19 protein-coding genes are annotated in these 16,411 nt (G+C 59.5%); 10 read left to right on the top strand and 9 right to left on the bottom strand.

Annotated elements, in window-relative coordinates:
* Positions 1 to 21: 21 nt before the first annotated feature.
* From phrB to ABQX22_RS02930, 5 genes are all read right to left on the bottom strand, one after another.
* Positions 22 to 1,467, bottom strand: a complete 1,446-nt coding sequence (gene phrB / locus ABQX22_RS02950; protein ID WP_349796324.1) for a deoxyribodipyrimidine photo-lyase — start codon at positions 1,465 to 1,467, stop codon at positions 22 to 24.
* A 9-nt stretch (positions 1,468 to 1,476) separates the two neighbouring features.
* The gene (locus ABQX22_RS02945) at positions 1,477 to 2,418 is read right to left on the bottom strand and encodes a MerR family transcriptional regulator (protein WP_349796322.1); all 942 of its coding nucleotides are present in this window, start codon (positions 2,416 to 2,418) and stop codon (positions 1,477 to 1,479) included.
* Positions 2,419 to 2,420: 2 nt separating this feature from the next.
* Positions 2,421 to 3,404 (bottom strand): YbgA family protein, encoded by a 984-nt coding sequence (locus ABQX22_RS02940; protein ID WP_349796320.1) that lies wholly within the window; start codon positions 3,402 to 3,404, stop codon positions 2,421 to 2,423.
* Positions 3,405 to 3,630: 226 nt separating this feature from the next.
* The gene (locus ABQX22_RS02935) at positions 3,631 to 3,846 is read right to left on the bottom strand and encodes a TIGR02450 family Trp-rich protein (RefSeq protein ID WP_349796318.1); all 216 of its coding nucleotides are present in this window, start codon (positions 3,844 to 3,846) and stop codon (positions 3,631 to 3,633) included.
* On the bottom strand, positions 3,843 to 4,829 hold the full coding sequence (locus ABQX22_RS02930) for an NAD(P)/FAD-dependent oxidoreductase (RefSeq protein ID WP_349796316.1): 987 nt from the start codon (positions 4,827 to 4,829) through the stop codon (positions 3,843 to 3,845). Before ABQX22_RS02930 ends, ABQX22_RS02935 begins: the two co-directional genes overlap by 4 nt.
* A gap of 305 nt (positions 4,830 to 5,134) precedes the next feature.
* Between ABQX22_RS02930 and ABQX22_RS02925 the strand changes: the two genes are divergently transcribed.
* A complete protein-coding gene (locus ABQX22_RS02925; RefSeq protein ID WP_349796314.1) occupies positions 5,135 to 6,037 on the top strand; it encodes a TIGR01777 family oxidoreductase in 903 nt (300 codons plus the stop codon).
* Positions 6,038 to 6,051: 14 nt separating this feature from the next.
* Positions 6,052 to 7,077: a ferrochelatase gene (gene hemH / locus ABQX22_RS02920; protein WP_349796312.1), complete on the top strand. Its 1,026-nt coding sequence runs from the start codon at positions 6,052 to 6,054 to the stop codon at positions 7,075 to 7,077.
* 107 nt (positions 7,078 to 7,184) lie between these two features.
* On the opposite strand, the gene ABQX22_RS02915 is transcribed toward hemH, so the two are convergent.
* The gene (locus tag ABQX22_RS02915) at positions 7,185 to 8,465 is read right to left on the bottom strand and encodes a uracil-xanthine permease family protein (RefSeq protein ID WP_349796310.1); all 1,281 of its coding nucleotides are present in this window, start codon (positions 8,463 to 8,465) and stop codon (positions 7,185 to 7,187) included.
* A complete protein-coding gene (gene upp, locus ABQX22_RS02910) occupies positions 8,465 to 9,103 on the bottom strand; it encodes a uracil phosphoribosyltransferase (RefSeq protein WP_349796308.1) in 639 nt (212 codons plus the stop codon). Before upp ends, ABQX22_RS02915 begins: the two co-directional genes overlap by 1 nt.
* Before the next feature lie 212 nt (positions 9,104 to 9,315).
* On the opposite strand from upp, the gene ABQX22_RS02905 reads away from it, so the two are divergent.
* From ABQX22_RS02905 to ABQX22_RS02875, 7 genes are all read left to right on the top strand, one after another.
* Positions 9,316 to 9,873, top strand: coding sequence for a hypoxanthine-guanine phosphoribosyltransferase (locus tag ABQX22_RS02905; RefSeq protein ID WP_349796306.1), 558 nt, complete (start codon positions 9,316 to 9,318; stop codon positions 9,871 to 9,873).
* 3 nt (positions 9,874 to 9,876) lie between these two features.
* Complete coding sequence (locus tag ABQX22_RS02900) at positions 9,877 to 10,350, top strand: WbuC family cupin fold metalloprotein (protein ID WP_349796304.1); 474 nt, start codon at positions 9,877 to 9,879, stop codon at positions 10,348 to 10,350.
* Between the two features lie 67 nt (positions 10,351 to 10,417).
* The gene (locus ABQX22_RS02895) at positions 10,418 to 10,903 is read left to right on the top strand and encodes a hypothetical protein (RefSeq protein ID WP_349796302.1); all 486 of its coding nucleotides are present in this window, start codon (positions 10,418 to 10,420) and stop codon (positions 10,901 to 10,903) included.
* Positions 10,904 to 10,970: 67 nt separating this feature from the next.
* Positions 10,971 to 11,258 (top strand): PA4642 family protein, encoded by a 288-nt coding sequence (locus tag ABQX22_RS02890; RefSeq protein WP_349796300.1) that lies wholly within the window; start codon positions 10,971 to 10,973, stop codon positions 11,256 to 11,258.
* A gap of 204 nt (positions 11,259 to 11,462) precedes the next feature.
* The gene (locus ABQX22_RS02885; RefSeq protein WP_349796298.1) at positions 11,463 to 11,909 is read left to right on the top strand and encodes a hypothetical protein; all 447 of its coding nucleotides are present in this window, start codon (positions 11,463 to 11,465) and stop codon (positions 11,907 to 11,909) included.
* 82 nt (positions 11,910 to 11,991) lie between these two features.
* A complete protein-coding gene (locus tag ABQX22_RS02880; protein WP_349796296.1) occupies positions 11,992 to 12,438 on the top strand; it encodes a hypothetical protein in 447 nt (148 codons plus the stop codon).
* An 82-nt stretch (positions 12,439 to 12,520) separates the two neighbouring features.
* Positions 12,521 to 12,997: a hypothetical protein gene (locus tag ABQX22_RS02875; RefSeq protein ID WP_349796294.1), complete on the top strand. Its 477-nt coding sequence runs from the start codon at positions 12,521 to 12,523 to the stop codon at positions 12,995 to 12,997.
* Between the two features lie 72 nt (positions 12,998 to 13,069).
* Here ABQX22_RS02875 and mqo read toward each other — a convergent pair whose 3' ends face one another.
* Positions 13,070 to 14,575 (bottom strand): malate dehydrogenase (quinone), encoded by a 1,506-nt coding sequence (mqo, locus tag ABQX22_RS02870; RefSeq protein ID WP_349796292.1) that lies wholly within the window; start codon positions 14,573 to 14,575, stop codon positions 13,070 to 13,072.
* A gap of 735 nt (positions 14,576 to 15,310) precedes the next feature.
* Positions 15,311 to 15,544, bottom strand: a complete 234-nt coding sequence (locus ABQX22_RS02865; protein ID WP_349796290.1) for a hypothetical protein — start codon at positions 15,542 to 15,544, stop codon at positions 15,311 to 15,313.
* Between the two features lie 176 nt (positions 15,545 to 15,720).
* On the opposite strand from ABQX22_RS02865, the gene ABQX22_RS02860 reads away from it, so the two are divergent.
* Complete coding sequence (locus ABQX22_RS02860; protein ID WP_349796288.1) at positions 15,721 to 16,302, top strand: YajG family lipoprotein; 582 nt, start codon at positions 15,721 to 15,723, stop codon at positions 16,300 to 16,302.
* Positions 16,303 to 16,411: the final 109 nt, after the last annotated feature.

Here is a 16,411-nt window from a genome sequence, read left to right as displayed (position 1 = left end):
TCATGTTTATTCACCGTGCCGTCACTCCAATCCTTCGCCGACGGGTTGAAGGTGGGGCAAGGATTTGAACGCGGCCAGCGCGCGGGCTCTGCTGCTCTTGAGGTCGACGATGGGCGCCGGGTAGTCGGCCTCGGCAAACAGACCGCCCTGCGCAACCGGATTGTGGATATCTTTTTTGTTTCTCGCGGCCAGCTCAGGCACCCAGTGCTTGATGAACACGCCTTGCGGGTCGAATCGTTCCGACTGGCTCAACGGGTTGAATATCCGGAAATAAGGCGATGAATCCGTGCCCGTCGACGAGCTCCACTGCCAACCGCCATTGTTGGCGGCCAGGTCGCCGTCAATCAGGTGCTGCATGAAAAACCGTTCGCCGTCGCGCCAGTCCAGCAGCAGGTTTTTGCTGAAGAACATCGCCACCACCATCCGCAGCCGGTTGTGCATCCAGCCGGTTTCGAGCATTTGACGCATGGCCGCGTCGACAATCGGGAACCCGGTGCGGCCTTGCTGCCAGGCCTCCAGGTCCTTGGGCGCATTGCGCCACTTCACAGCTTCGGTGTCCGGTCGAAAGGCCCGGTGGCGCGACACCCGAGGGAAGCCCGTCAGCACGTGTTTATAAAACTCGCGCCACAGCAACTCGTTGATCCAGGTGATCGAGCCTGCGTTGCCGGTCTCGAACTCACCCTGATTGCTGCTCAACGCCGCATGCAGGCATTGGCGGGGCGAAATCACCCCGGCAGCCAGGTAAGCCGAGAGCTGGCTGGTGCCCGGTTTGGCCGGGAAATCACGTTCGTCCAGGTAATGCTCAATCTGCGCGTCAGCGAAGGTTGAAAGGCGCTTGCTCGCTTCATCCTCGCCTGCCGGCCAGAGGGCGCGTAACGAGTCCGACGGCGATTCAAAGCCATCGACCTGCGACGGGATGTCATCGGCGGCGATTTTCGGGGCATTTTGCTTGCCCGGCAGGCGCACCAGCGGCGGTACGCCATGGTGCAGGCGCACGTAACACACCTTGCGAAACTGAGTGAAGACTTTGAAATAGCTGCCGGTCTTGGTCAGCACGCTGCCCGGCTTGAAGAACAGCTGATCAAGATGACCCTGGAACTGAATGCCGGCGTCGCTCAAGGCCTCAGCCACCGCGGCGTCGCGGCGGGTCTCGTTGATGCCGTACTCATCGTTGACGTGCACTTTTTCGATGGCGTGTCGCTTGCACAGATCGAGCAATGCAGCCGGGGCTTTGTCCCATGTGTCGGCGTGCACGATCAGCAACGGCACATTGAGCGCGGCCAGCGCGGTTTTGAGCGCGACCAGGTTGCGCAGCCAGAAATCGACTTTGCAGGCGGCGTCGTCATGCAGACGCCATTGCCCTTGACTGATCACGTACGCCGCCACCGTCGGCCCCTGCTCCATGGCAGCGGCGAGGGCGGTGTTGTCGTGAACGCGCAAATCGCTGCGCAGCCATATCAGTTGCATGTTTATTCCTTAAATAAGCCCCAGGCGCTGCAGCGCGACCTGAGCGGCAAGCGGGTCTTCGGCGAGGGTGAGCCCCGGGACCTCGGTGACGGATTCGGACAATTCCGTGCTATGGATACGTACCGCGGGGCCTGCCAGCACAATCGGGCAGGCGATGTTGTGCAACAGGCGCGGCATCTGCGGCACGTTCAGCGCTTTACTTGAATACAGCAGCACGGCGCGTGGCTTGAGGTATTCGCTGGCCAGGGCCAGTTCGCCCACCGGCAGCGGCCAATCGAATACTTCCACCGGGCAGTCGGCACTGCTGACCAGCCAGGCGGTGAGCCACAGATGCGGCTCCAGTGCCAGATCGGACTGATTGACCAGCAGGATCGGCGCGCCGCTGAGTTGGCGGTTGTTGTGGTAAAGGCGCGCGCCCAGCTTGCTGCGCAGCCACGAATAGAAGAACACCCGTTCCAGTTGAGCGCCGAACTGACCCTGCCAGCGCTGTTCCAGCGCGGCCAGCAGCGGCAGCATCAGCTGCTCGCAAAGCGTGCGCGGCGGATAAAGCGACATGGCCTGGTTGAACATCTCGTCGACGCGCCGCTCGGCCAGTTCGCTGATCGCTTGCTGCAGCGTCTGGCGCAGTGCATCCCAATCACTTTCCGGCGTGGTCGGCGGGGTTTGATGGGTGTCGATCAGTTGCTTGACCTGGCTGACTGAAACCCCACGGTTGAGCCACGTCAGGATGGCGTGCACGCGCTGCACATGCTCGGTGGAATACAGCCGATGGCCCTTGGGCGTGCGGTGCGGCACGATCAAACCGTACCGCCGCTCCCAGGCACGAAGGGTCACGGCGTTGACGCCGGTCAGGCGCGCGATCTCGCGGATCGGCAGCCAGCCGTGTTCCATGGCATCGGGGTAGGCGTTGGTGTCTTCGGCCTCGGTTGATGCGAGGTGAGGGCTGGTCATGGTCAGAGGGCGTTCCGCAGGCTGAGGTTTTCCGGGTGCGGTTGCAGGTAAACCTGAAGCGCCACGTAAGGGTCCGGGTGTTGGCGAAAATGGTGTTTGAGTAACGTCAGGGGCACCACCAACGGCACGATGCCTTGATGGTATTGATCGATGACGGCCTGGATCTCCTGCTTGTCTTCGGCGCCGATGGTTTTGCGCAGGTATCCACACAGGTGCTGCAGGACATTGGTGTGGGTGCGCCGAGTGGCCGGTTTTTTCAGTGCGCTCATCAACTCGCTGAAATAGCGTGGGGCCAGTTCGCGAGGATCGGATTTGCCCATGGTGCCGAGCAGATTGCCCAGTACGCGATACTGCACCGGGTCATTGGCCATCAGCTGATATTTATAACGTGAGTGAAACTCGGTGAGCGCCCGTCGTGTGACACCGGCTTGCAGCAGCGCTTGCCACGCGGCGTAGGCGTAGACGCGGGTGATGAAGTTTTCCCGCAGGACCGGGTCGTTCAGGCGGCCGTCTTCTTCCACCGGCAGGTCGGGATGCCGGTCGCAGAACGCCCGGGCGTAGATGCCTCGGCCGCCACCGTCCAGCGGTGCACCGTTTTCACGGTAGACCTTGACCCGCTCCAGCCCGCATGACGGCGATTTCTGCATGAAAATGTAGCCGCAGATATCGCCCATCTCCGTGGCCATATGCTCACCGTAATCGGCCAGCGCCTCGGTCACGTTCATCTCACGGTTGACCGAGCCGACCGCCTGCGGATTTTCTATATCACCCACCAGACGAATCGCCTCACGGGGGATGCCCATGCCGATGGCCACTTCCGGGCAGGCCGGGACGAAATCGAAATACTGACTCAACGCATCGGTACACAAGTGGGAAAGCTTGTGTCCGCCGTTAAACCGAACTTCGACACCCATCAGGCACGCGCTGATGCCAAGTTTTGGTCGGGCGAGGGTAGGGGCTTCAAACGAGGGGGCGGACGTTGCCATAACAGAACCTCTGATAACTGCCTGTACAGGATGGTTTGTCTGTACAACTTGCGTTCATCATAGGTTTGTACTTGTACAAGTCAAATTATTTGTACAGGTTTCGTCGCATAACGATTGTTGGAGCGAGGCTTGCCCGCGAAGACGTCGCCCCGATACACACATTTGTGGAAGCCATCACTTGTTCGCGGGCAAGCCTCGCTCCAACAAATGCAGTATCGACCCTCGACTACTTCCACCCCATCTGCCACGCCACATCATTCTGCAGCGTTTGCCAGGCAAAACGTTGTGCGCGTTTGGTCAGCACGGCTTGCAGTTCGACTTCCAGCACGACGCCTTCCTCGTCACAGAACAGCTCGGTGACCATGAAGTGCTTCTCGCGGTTGTGGGGGGTGGCTGCTGTCCATTTCGACAGCAGCAATTTGCGCGGATTGAGTCGATTCACTTGAGGTGTTCCAGCAACCGTCGTGCCGCTTCCTGACCACTGAGCCAGGCACCTTCGACACGTCCGGACAGGCACCAGTCGCCACAGACGTAAAGGCCCAGGTCCGGGTCGGAGAGTGCGCCGACTTCCCTGCCGCCAGCCGGTCGCGCATACAGCCAGCGGTGGGCGAGAGTAAAGGCCGGCGCCGGCATCGCGCAATTCATCAGCTCGGCAAAGGCGCCGTGCAGATGATCGATGACCTGCTCCTTGGGCATGTCCAGGTGTTGACGGCTCCAGGCGCTGGTGGCGTGCAGCACCCACGTGTCCATCTGGCTGTCACGCCCCGGTTTGCTGCGGTTGCGGGCCAGCCAGTCGATGGGACTGTCCTGGACGAAGCAGCCTTCGAGGGGCGTGACCAGAGGGGTATCGAACGCCAGCGCCACGGCCCAGGTTGGGTCCATCTTCACCCCGGCCACAACGCTCGCCAGTTTCGGTGCGGCGGCTAGCAGCGGGGTCGCCTGCGGTGCCGGGATGGCGATGACCACCTGACTGAACGGGCCATGGCTTCGGCCGTCGGCGTCCAGCAGGTGCCAGTGTTCTTCGCCGCGAAACACCTCAGTGATCCGGCACGAAAAAGTGACCGGCATGTCGGCCAGCATCGCGCGAGTGATGGCGCTCATGCGCGGCTTGCCGACCCAGCGCACCTGTTCATCAGGTGACAGGCTCAGTTGCCCGCCGTGGAAGTTGTAAAGCAACGGCTTCCATTCGGCCACGTGGCCGTCGGCTTGCCATTGCTGGACGATGGCGGCAAAACGGCGGTCGCGGGCAGTGAAATACTGCGCGCCCATGTCCAGGGCACCCGCATCGCTGCGCTTGCTGGACATGCGTCCGCCGCTGCCGCGGCTCTTGTCGAATAGTTGGATGGCGTGCCCGGCGGCTTGCAGTGCGCGGGCAGCGGAGAGTCCGGCGATGCCGGTGCCGATGATTGCGATAGGGACAGTCATAGGGGCCTCGTTACCTTGTCTGCACAGACTACGCCGTAGTTAAAACCTGTACAATCTTGTTTTTCGGTATAACTTGGCGTCCTTCTGCAGCGAATTGTGCGACGCCATCCATACGGATAGAGGCCAATTTCACGCCGCCCAGGTGCGGGTCTTCGGTTCGGGCGATCAACTGTTCGAACGAGTCGCGCTGACACCGTTCTCTATAGCGTGGCCTATGGTTCACCTGTCCGCCGCGTTTAACTGCGCGGACCGTGTGAAGAAATAGACTACTGATCTGCGACGAACGCCACGTGAGGAACTCTGTCATGCACATCTTGCTGACCGGCGGTACAGGATTGATAGGACGCAGGCTTTGCCGGCACTGGCTGAGTCAGGGTCACCAACTGACGGTGTGGAGCCGCAAGCCTGAAGAGGTCGCCACACTCTGCGGCGCAGGCGTGCGTGGTGTCGGCCATCCGGATGATATCGGCGCTGAACATGTGGATGCCGTGATCAACCTGGCGGGTGCGCCCATCGCCGACCGGCCGTGGACCCGCAAACGCAAAGCGTTGTTGTGGGACAGCCGCATTACCCTGACCGAGCAGCTGATCACCTGGATGGAGCGCCGAGAGCACAAGCCCGCGGTGATGATCTCCGGCTCCGCGGTGGGGTGGTATGGCGATGGCGGCGAGCGTGAGCTGGACGAAGAGTCACCCCCGGTCAGCGAAGATTTCGCCAGCCGTTTGTGCATCGCCTGGGAAGAAACCGGGCTTCGCGCGCAGGCCCTGGGGATTCGTGTAGTACTGGTGCGAACCGGCCTGGTGCTCGCCCATCAAGGTGGCTTTCTCCAACGCCTGCTGCCGCCTTTCAAGCTGGGCATGGGCGGTCCGATCGGCAATGGTCGGCAGTGGATGCCCTGGATTCACATCGACGATCAAATCGCAGCGATTGATTTTCTGTTGAACCAGGACGATGCCCAAGGTCCTTATAATATCTGCGCGCCATCACCGGCCCGAAATCGCGACTTCGCCAAAACGCTGGCTGCCATCCTTCACCGTCCGTCCTTCATGCCGATGCCCGCCGTCGCGCTGCGCCTGCTGATGGGCGAGTTGTCGGTGCTGTTGCTGGGCGGCCAGCGTGCTCGTCCTTCCCGGCTGCAGGCGGCCGGTTTTACCTTCCGATTCACTGATCTGCGCGCGGCTCTCGAGAACTTGCTCGGCCGCCACTGACTTTAAGGTGTTGCATGACCGATCACGCGTTGCTGCTGGTTAACCTGGGTTCCCCAGCTTCTACTGAGGTAGCGGACGTACGTCGCTACCTCAATCAGTTTTTGATGGACCCTTACGTGATTGATGTGCCTTGGCCGCTTAGGCGGCTGATCGTTTCGCTTATTCTTATAAGGCGCCCCGAACAGTCTGCCCATGCCTACGCCTCGATCTGGTGGGAGGATGGTTCGCCGCTGGTGGTGCTGAGCAAACGCCTGCAACAAGCGATGACCAAAGAATGGACCGCCGGGCCGGTTGAATTGGCCATGCGTTACGGTGAGCCCTCCATTGAAACGGTGCTGAAAAAGCTCACCGCGCAGGGAATCAAGAAGATCACCCTGGCGCCGGTCTATCCGCAGTTCGCCGACAGCACCGTGACCACCGTGATCGAAGAAGCCAAGCGTGTGGTGCGTGAACGCAAACTCGACGTGCAGTTTTCGGTGTTGCAGCCGTTCTATGACCAGCCCGAATACCTGCAAGCGCTGGTGGACAATGTCCGGCCGCAGTTGGAGCAGGCTCACGATCATGTGCTGCTGAGCTTCCACGGGTTGCCGGAACGTCACCTGACCAAACTCGACCCCACTGGCAGCCACTGCTTCAAAGACGCCAACTGCTGCCAGAACGCACCGCCCGAAGTCATCGCCACCTGTTACCGCGCGCAATGCCTGCGTTCGGCGTCGGAGTTCGCGCGATTGATGGGCATTCCGGACGGCAAATGGTCGGTGTCATTCCAGTCGCGTCTGGGGCGCGCCAAATGGATCGAACCCTACACTGAACCGCACCTGGCTGAACTGGCCGCGCAAGGCGTGAAAAAGCTGTTGGTCATGTGCCCGGCATTCGTCGCGGACTGCATCGAGACGCTGGAAGAAATCGGCGATCGGGGTGCCGAGCAGTTCAAGGAAGCGGGCGGCGAAGAGCTGGTGCTGATCCCTTGCCTGAATGACGACCCGAACTGGGCGGCGGCGCTGAACAAACTGTGCGAGCGGGCGCCGTTGATGTTGTAGCTGAAGCTGTAGGAGCGCGCTTGCCCGCGATGACGTTGGGTCTGCGACGAATGTGTTGACTGACACAACGCAATCGCGGGCAAGCGCGCTCCTACACGGCGTTACCGCTACGGCAACTGATCATCCAGATGCTTGTTCTTCCACGCATCATTGCCCGGCAGAATCATGTTCAGCACGATGGCGGTCACGGCGCACAGGGCGATGCCCTTCATGCCGAAATCGTCGGGCCCGGTGCCGGTGCCGATCAGCACACCGCCAATCCCGAACACCAGCGTCACGGACACGATCACCAGATTGCGGGCCTCGGCCAGATCAACCTTGTGCCGGATCAGCGTGTTCATGCCCACCGCCGCAATCGAACCAAACAACAGACACAGAATGCCGCCCATCACCGGTGCCGGAATGCTCTGCAGCAGCGCGCCGAATTTGCCGATGAACGCCAGGGTGATGGCGAATACCGCCGCCCAGGTCATGATTTTCGGGTTGTAGTTCTTGGTCAGCATCACCGCGCCGGTCACTTCGGCATACGTGGTGTTCGGCGGCCCGCCAAACGCCCCGGCCACCGTCGTGGCAATACCGTCTCCCAACAGCGTGCGGTGCAGGCCTGGCTTTTTCAGGTAGTCACGGCCGGTGACGCTGCCCACCGCAATCACACCGCCGATGTGCTCGATGGCGGGCGCAAGGGCGACGGGTACGATGAACAGAATGGCCTGCCAGTTGAATTCCGGTGCGGTGAAATGCGGCAGGGCCAGCCACGGCGCGGCGGCGATCTTCGCGGTGTCGACCACGCCGAAGTAGAACGACAGGGCAAAGCCCATCAGCACGCCGGAGATGATCGGGACCAGGCGGAAAATGCCTTTGCCGAACACCGCGACCACCAGGGTGGTCACCAGCGCCGCCATCGAAATGATAATGGCGGTGTGGTAGGGGATCAGTTCTGCAGCGCCGTCGCCGGTCTTGCCCATCGCCATGTTGGCCGCGATGGGGGCCATGGCCAGACCGATGGAAATAATCACCGGTCCGATGACCACCGGAGGCAGCAGGCGGTCGATGAAGCCGGTGCCTTTTATTTTCACGGCCAGGCCAAGGAAGGTGTAGACGAACCCCGCCGCCATGACACCGCCCATGGTCGCAGCCAGGCCGAATTGGCCCTTGGCCAGGATGATCGGCGTGATGAACGCAAAACTCGAGGCCAGGAACACCGGCACCTGGCGCCCGGTCACCACCTGGAAGCACAGCGTGCCCAGACCTGCAGTGAACAGCGCGACGTTAGGATCGAGCCCGGTGATCAGCGGCATCAGCACCAAGGCACCGAAGGCCACGAACAGCATCTGTGCGCCGGACAGAATGGTGCGCCACATTGGATCGTTGAACTCATCCGTGCTCATCAGGCGTCCTTTTGCTTGGTGCCGAAAATCTTGTCACCGGCATCGCCCAGGCCCGGAATGATGTAGCCGTGTTCGTTCAGGCGTTCGTCGATGGAGGCGGTGTAGATCATTACGTCCGGGTGCGCTTTTTCGACCGTGGCGATGCCTTCGGGTGCAGCAACCAGCACCATGGCGCGGATTTCGCGGCAACCGGCTTTCTTCAGCAGGTCGATGGCAGCCACCATGGAGTTGCCGGTGGCCAGCATCGGGTCGATGATCATCGCCAGCCGCTCATTGATCTCGGGCACCAGCTTTTCCAGATAGGTGTGCGCCTGCAGGGTTTCTTCGTTGCGGGCCAGGCCGACGGCGCTGACCTTGGCGCCCGGGATCAGGCTGAGCACGCCGTCGAGCATGCCGATGCCGGCGCGCAGGATCGGGACCACGGTAATCTTCTTGCCGGCGATCTTTTCGACCTGGACCGTGCCGGCCCAACCCTGAATGTCGTAGGTTTCCAGCGGCAGGTCGGCGGTCGCTTCGTAGGTCAGCAGCGCGCCGACTTCCTGCGCCAGTTCACGGAAATTCTTGGTGCTGATATCGGCGCGGCGCATCAGGCCGAGCTTGTGACGGATCAGCGGATGGCGGATCTCACGAATGGGCATAAGGGGAAGGCTCCAGCGGCGGGCAAAAAAAACGGCTTAGATTAATCTATTCAGCTGTAACTTGTCTTACCGGTTAGGTTCTGGTTTCTTACCTCGATCAGGCGTGTGTCATCGAGACGCGATGGAAACGTTAGTCCAGAATCGCTTGCTCTGATCCCGGGGGATGCGTACCTTTGCCCGCTTTTCTTACACTGCCCCCCATGGAGAGCGTCATGTCCGCTGATCTCGAGCATATCCGTCAAATCATGCGCGAGGCTGACTGCCTGTACACGGAGGCCGAAGTCGAGGCATCCATCGCCCGCGTCGGTCAGCACATCAACAGCGTGCTGGCCGAGCGCAATCCCGTGGTGTTCTGCGTGATGAACGGCGGTCTGATTTTCGCGGGCAAGCTGCTGACGCATCTGAACTTCCCGTTGGAAGCGTCCTACCTGCACGCCACCCGCTATCGCAACGAAACCAGCGGCGGCGACCTGTTCTGGAAGGCCAAGCCCGAAGTCTCGTTCATTGATCGCGATGTGCTGATCATCGATGACATCCTCGACGAAGGTCACACCCTCGGCGCAATCATCGACTTCTGCAAGCACGCAGGTGCCCGTGCAGTACACACCGCGGTCCTGATCGACAAAGACCATGACCGCAAGGCGCGACCTGATCTGAAGGCTGACTTCGTAGGCCTGCCGTGCGTTGACCGTTTCATCTTCGGCTACGGCATGGACTACAAAGGCTACTGGCGCAACGCGGCCGGCATCTACGCAGTGAAAGGAATGTAAACCATGGTGACGCCGCGCTTTCTGGACCAAACGTTGTTTGCCGAACTGGCTGAAGGCGCATCAGCCAACCCGCGCGGCCGACAACACCACAACCTGCACCAGATGGAAGAGCCCTGCCACCGGATGGTGGTCGGTATGCAACCGTCGACCTACGTGCCGCCGCATCGGCATTTGAGTGCCGACAAGGCCGAATGCCTGCTGGTCCTCAAGGGCCGGCTGGGTGTTCTGCTGTTCAGCGAAGAAGGGCAATTGCTCAGCACCACGGTGTTGCAGGCCGGTGGCGAGGTGCTGGGCGTTGATCTGCCGCCGGGCACCTTTCACGGCCTGGTAGTGCTGGAGCCCGACAGCATCATGTTCGAGTGCAAGGCCGGACCTTATCGTCCGGTGAGTGAAGCGGAGCTCGCCAGTTGGGCACCGCACGAGGGTGACGCCGGCGTTGCCGATTACCATGCGTGGATGCGGGCGCAGTTCGCCTGAGCAGGGCGGTCGCCTTGCAGCCATTGCGCGCATGCTAGAGTGCCTCCCACTTTTTCGGGAGGCACCCATGACGTTATCGTTTCGGAATAAAGCGGCGCTGATGTTGCTGTTGAGTCTGCCGCTCCCCGCGCTGGCCGAACCCATGCACGCGCAGTACCTGCCGCCCGATGAGCTGTCCGTTCGTGAAGGCGAGCCCGAGCAGCAGCAATTGATGCAGATCACCGAGTATTCGGTGGTCGTCGGCAGCCAGCGGCAGTCCAACCAGCAACCCATCCCCGTGACCTCGCCGCTGATGCTGCGCCTCAAGGGCAAGCCCATGAACAAGGGCGCGAACATCGCCGACGTGTTGATTCACTTCGACGGCGAAAGCAAGAGCCTGAAGAAGCCGACGTTCGACACCACCACCCGCACCCTGACGCTTTACTACCCCGCGACGCAGTACCGCGTCATGGTCGACCTGTTGCGCAACGAGAAGGTGTATTGCCAGTTCCTCAGCTACGCCAACGGCCACGTCTGGGCTGATATCCACACCGGGGCCGTACGCGCGCGTTGAGCCTGCAGCCGGGCGGGGGGTAAACTGCCCGCCCGTGAAATGTCCCGCAAGTCCGATGGAGTGAGCAATGCGTAAAGATAAAAAGCAGGTGATTGGTGACGAAATCGGCGATGCCCAGATCAAATTGTTCCTCGATTTCGAGCCGGTGGACGCCACTTCGCCGTCGCTGCACAAGCTGATCAAGGCCTACCGTGGCCTGCGCGTTGACGATTTCGCGCGTTTTCTGGTGTTCTTCAAGGAAGCCGGCTACGACCTCGACGGCAAGGACGAGCACGGCAACGACTTTGTCACGTTGATCAAGGATCAGCGCAATGCTGACGAGTACATCGAACTGATCAACCAGGCTCGTGGCTGAAACACCTCCCGTCAGTGCCTGGCGACAGGCACTCGTCAGCCGGATCAGGCTCATACCGTCTGACATGCGTTGCGCTACAGCGTCGTAAGAACTCTCCTACCTCTTCTGTCGTTATATTTCTCCAGCGTTAATATTTATTGAGGCCATACTTTTGTGTGCGCAGGACGCGCATTTATGGACTTGCTAAGGAAATGGATTTCTATAATGACTAGATATATACCGCATGTGACCTCCTTGCTGTTGCTTACACTGGCTGCCAGTGCAGCGAGCGCCAATACTCCACATACGTTTGATGTGACGCTGCAAAATGGGTCGGGGGAGCATCTTGCATTGAATAAAGCTTCCTGGCCGTTCGGAAGCTTTAAAGCGGATGACTATGCCATCCCTAAACATCACTCAGGGAAGTTTAGGATAAAAGTGCCAGACGAGAAAAAGGGCCGAATAAGCTTCAGTTATACGATCGGCAACAAAACATGTAATTTTTCGGGTGGGTTGGATCAAAAGCGAGTGGCGGGTTGGCTCATTTATGAGTTTGAAACCTACTCTTGGGCTCGCGCCAAATCGACGGGAAGCTTCCATGCTGACTGCAGGGCAGCTATCAAAAAGAAGGTGTGGGGCAAGGGCTATGATTTGAAATTCAGTATTAAGTGAGGCAGTGGCCTGACACCAACGCAAACGCACTCCCAGGAGGGGAATGTGTTTTAAATGATCTTTATTGAAATGGAATTCAAAAATGTATTCAAAACAAATTATCGCTGTCTTTATCTCGCTCTTTTTTACCAGCGTACATGCCTCGGAAATGATGAGAGTCGAAGGGGAGATACAAAACAGTTTGAGTCATGACGTGTCCCTGCATTATCAGAGTTGGGACACGGGCGAGTTTGCTGAAGAAGACCTTGTGGTCAGCGCCGGTGGACACGTAGGCTTTAATTTTTTGGCAGATCCCCACGGCGGTGAGATTTATTTCGCGCTCGTCGGAGGAGACAGCGGCGATAGAGCAGCCTGCGTCTATGACATTAAATATGGTCCTCGTACGTATGTTAGAGGCGCGGTCACCCTGACAGGGCCCAGTATCTGGACTGATGCGCAAAGCCAGGGCAAGAAGCCCGCGGAATGTTCAATCACGCTGGATGATTGGGATTACACAAACAATATGCGCCTTAGCTTCACGATGAAATGACGCGGGCTGCATGCACTAACGGACGGTCCGCGCCTTATACCATGTGAGCGGATCTATGCAGATTTGAAAGGAATAAATCAAAATGAAAACAAGACGGATCTTTTTAAGCAGCGCGGTGTTATTGACCAGTGCCCTGGTAATTGCACCTGTCACCCAGGCGGCTTATCCAAAGAAAATGGCCGTGACCATAGAGATGTGGAACGACACCGACGCTGATCTGTACCTGGCGTCTGCCACTTGGCTGGCTCCCGGTACTGATCTGTCTGGCTACGTCATGTCTGGCGGCCTACGCAATGCGTCTTTCGGGATCACGTTGAACAATCCACGAAACGACTCCGCGACCTACCGAATGAAAGACGGCGCCCGCGTATGTGAATTCAAACTCGGGCATGAGAAGACGTTCTCATGGTTTGGGATCAGCCCGGCGCCTGACAAGTTTGCCAGTGCGCGGTCGGTCGGCACGTTGCCGGCGTCGTGCAGTGCTTCTGTGATCAAGGGGCATAAATCGATGGAGGCCTACACCGTTCGGGTCAAAATGGGTGACGCCAATCCGTCGTGAACTCCGCAAATGAAAAGCCCCGCTCAGTGAGCGGGGCTTTTTAGTTTCTACCTGATCAGAGCGGGCGGTGGATCAGGCAAAGCTTGCAGCTTCGTTATTTTGCGTCAACTCCAGGCTGGCATCGCTCTGGGCGCTGACACGCTGGTACAGCGACGCGTCGGTTTCCAGGGCTTTTTCCCGGGCAGGGAAAATCTCGTTCAGCTTGGCCGCCCATTCGGTGCGGGTTTTGTCCGGGAAGCAGCGTTCGATCAGGTCCAGCATGATCGACACGGTGACCGAGGCACCAGGGGAGGCGCCAAGCAGCGCGGCCAACGTACCGTCCTGAGCCGACACCAGTTCGGTACCGAATTGCAGAACCCCACCTTTCTTCGGATCCTTCTTGATGATCTGCACCCGCTGACCGGCCACTTCAAGGCGCCAGTCTTCAGCCTTGGCTTCAGGATAGAAGCGACGCAGGGCATCCAGACGCTGTTCCATGGACTGACGCACTTCGCTGATCAGGTATTTGGTCAGGTCCATGTTGTCCCGCGCAACGGCCAGCATCGGCGCGATATTGGCGGCACGGATCGACAGCGGCAGGTCCATCAGCGAACCGTGTTTCAGGAATTTGGTGGTGAAACCGGCGTATGGCCCGAACAGCAAGGATTTCTTGCCGTCCACCACGCGGGTGTCCAGGTGCGGCACCGACATTGGCGGCGAGCCCACCGCCGCCTGGCTGTAAACCTTGGCCTGGTGGTGCTTGACCACGTCCGGGTTGTCGCAACGCAGCCATTGGCCGCTGACCGGGAAGCCGCCAAAGCCTTTGCTTTCTTCGATGCCGGACATCTGCAGCAACGGCAACGCCGCGCCACCGGCGCCGAGGAACACGAATTTCGCGTCGATCTCGCGGTTGTCGCCACTGTTGACGTCCTTGATCGTGACGCTCCAGCCGCTGCCTTTACGGCTCAAACCGGTGACGCGCTTGCAGTACTTGACCTGCGCATCCGGTGCGCTCGCCAGGTGCTGGAGCAGATTGTTGGTCAGGTTGCCGAAATTGACGTCGGTCCCGTGCATGACGCGGGTCGCAGCGATGGGCTCATCGGCCGGACGGCCGGGCATCATCAGGGGCATCCACTCGGCCAGCCGGGCTTTGTCTTCTGTGTATTCCATGGTCGCAAAGGCGTGATGCGTGTGCATGGCCTCGAAACGCTTTTTCAGGAAATCGATGCCCTTTTCGCCCTGAACGAAGCTCAGGTGCGGCACTGGCGTGATGAACGAGCGTGATGAGCCGAACGTGCCTTTGCGGGCCAGGTAGGCCCAGAACTGCTTCGACACTTCGAACTGCGCGTTGATCTGGACGGCTTTTTTGATATCGATGGAACCGTCGGCCGCTTGCGGCGTGTAGTTAAGCTCGCACAGGCCTGCGTGGCCGGTACCGGCGTTGTTCCAGGGGTTGGAACTCTCGGCGGCACCGGAATCCATCAGCTCGACGACCTCCAGCTTCAGGCTGGGATCGAGCTCTTTAAGCAGTACGGCGAGGGTGGCACTCATGATGCCGGCCCCGACCAGTACTACATCGACTGCTTCGTTATGCGCCATTTAACGCGTCTCCAAAATCTGCAGCACCAAATTGACGGCATGCGCTACCCGGGTCATGTGCCAGGCGTAGGAGGGCGTGCTTCGCGGCATGCCCCCATGATCCTGGCCGGGATCGCCATGTCCGATTCTTCGCAATTTTTTGCATCTTAAGCGGACGCCGGTGAACGAGCCTGGGTTGATGCTGGGTGACCAGCATGAACGCATTTTTCAGCCCGTGCAGCCATTCGACTATCGTCAAGGCATCCGGTTGTGCAACCAAATCCGTAGTGGACAGGCTTCAGACTCCGGTCGTGGAGGCTGCGCAGCAGCGGTCAATCCTGTTCAAGGGGGCTGGGTCAGACGCTAACGGTGCATTTACAAACGCGTAACTATTCATTTGCTTGCCACACTCTTGTGAAGTTTTGAAAACCCGTTTTTTTCACGCTCTTTTGAAGACGTGAACCTCAAAAAGGGCTGCGCCATGGCAGCTCTGGCAGATCAGATGCAGGTCAGGGGTGGGAGGCTGGCGGGTGGGAAAGGTTCGATCGAGTCGAGGGTTTCACACCGTTGGACCGCGCGCACTGGCAGGCACATGTCTGTGTGGAAGGCTCTCTGTGGGCGGTACGAAGGAGTTGATACGCGGTATCAACGATGCTGCGAGGCCCGATCAGGAGACGTCCTTATAATCGGGGGAAGATTATAGCGATGAAACGGTGGGAATTGATCCTGTTTAAATGACTTTTATTCGCCGTTCGGTCACGTAACGATCAGATGCCGTGCGGTAATCGAACGTACACGCTGCGGGACGCGGGCGCTGGCAGGCAGAGGTTGATGCAACCACGCCAATCTCGCTTCAGTGATTTCAACCCAGTCCTGGCCGGCAGGGGGCGTGGCGCAATGCTTGAATGCCAGACAGACACCTTGTTTGTCGAGGCGCGCGTAATGGCGATGACGGCGGCGCAGTGAAAAGAGTGACCAGAGCAAGTCCATGGCGGGCATCCGTGGGGGAGAAGACGTGAAAAGTGTGTCGTACGGCGATGACACCCCGGTGACATTCCTGTGGCGGAACCGTGGCGATGGCGTTTTGTCCTATTTTTCAGCCACTGAGAGGTGGAGAGGTCGTTATACTGCGGCATATTTTGTGCCTGGCCCATGGAGAGATGAGCATGCTGCGTCGCCTTTTGTTCGGTTTGCTTGCTGTTAGCAGTTTGACGCTAGTGGGTTGCGCCCACAGCCCGCAATCACTTAGCCCACAACCCAAATTGAATGCCCAGCTGGCGGCAGTCGGTCGCGGCCAGCCCGTGATCGTCCGCGTCGTGGATGGGCGTCCTTCCCAGACCCTGGGCACGCGCGGTGGCCTGTATCCGGAAACCAGTTCCATCACCGTCAGCGGGCAACAATTGCTGCCACAGTTGCAGGCTCAGGCTGAAGCGGCCGTGCGCTTGCTGGGCTTCACCCCCACCACCGGTGGCAGCGGTCCGCAACTGACCGTGACCTTGGCGGATCTGAAGTATCAGTCGCCCAAGGAAGGCATGTACGTGACCGAGGCCAGCATCAGCTCGACGTTCCGCGCTGACGTGCAGAACAACGGTCGCAGCTACAGCGGTCGTTATGCCGCGTCGCTGGATCAGCGCTTCGGCATGGCGCCAAACGAAGAGACCAACACCAAGCTGGTCAGCGATGTGCTCAGCGATGCGCTGACCCGTTTGTTCCAGGATCAGACGATCGGGAAAGTGCTGGGTCAGTAACACGGCTGATAGCTACAAAAAAAAGCCCCGGTTTCGAGAGAAGCCGGGGCTTTTTGTTGAACTGTTTTTTGTAGGAGCGCGCTTGCCCGCGATTGAGGCGGGCCAGTCA

The organism is Xanthomonas sp. WHRI 1810A, assembly GCF_040202885.1.
Lineage (GTDB): Bacteria > Pseudomonadota > Gammaproteobacteria > Pseudomonadales > Pseudomonadaceae > Aquipseudomonas.
Note: the sequence above shows the minus strand (reverse complement) of the source record. Positions and strands in the feature narration are given on the sequence as shown.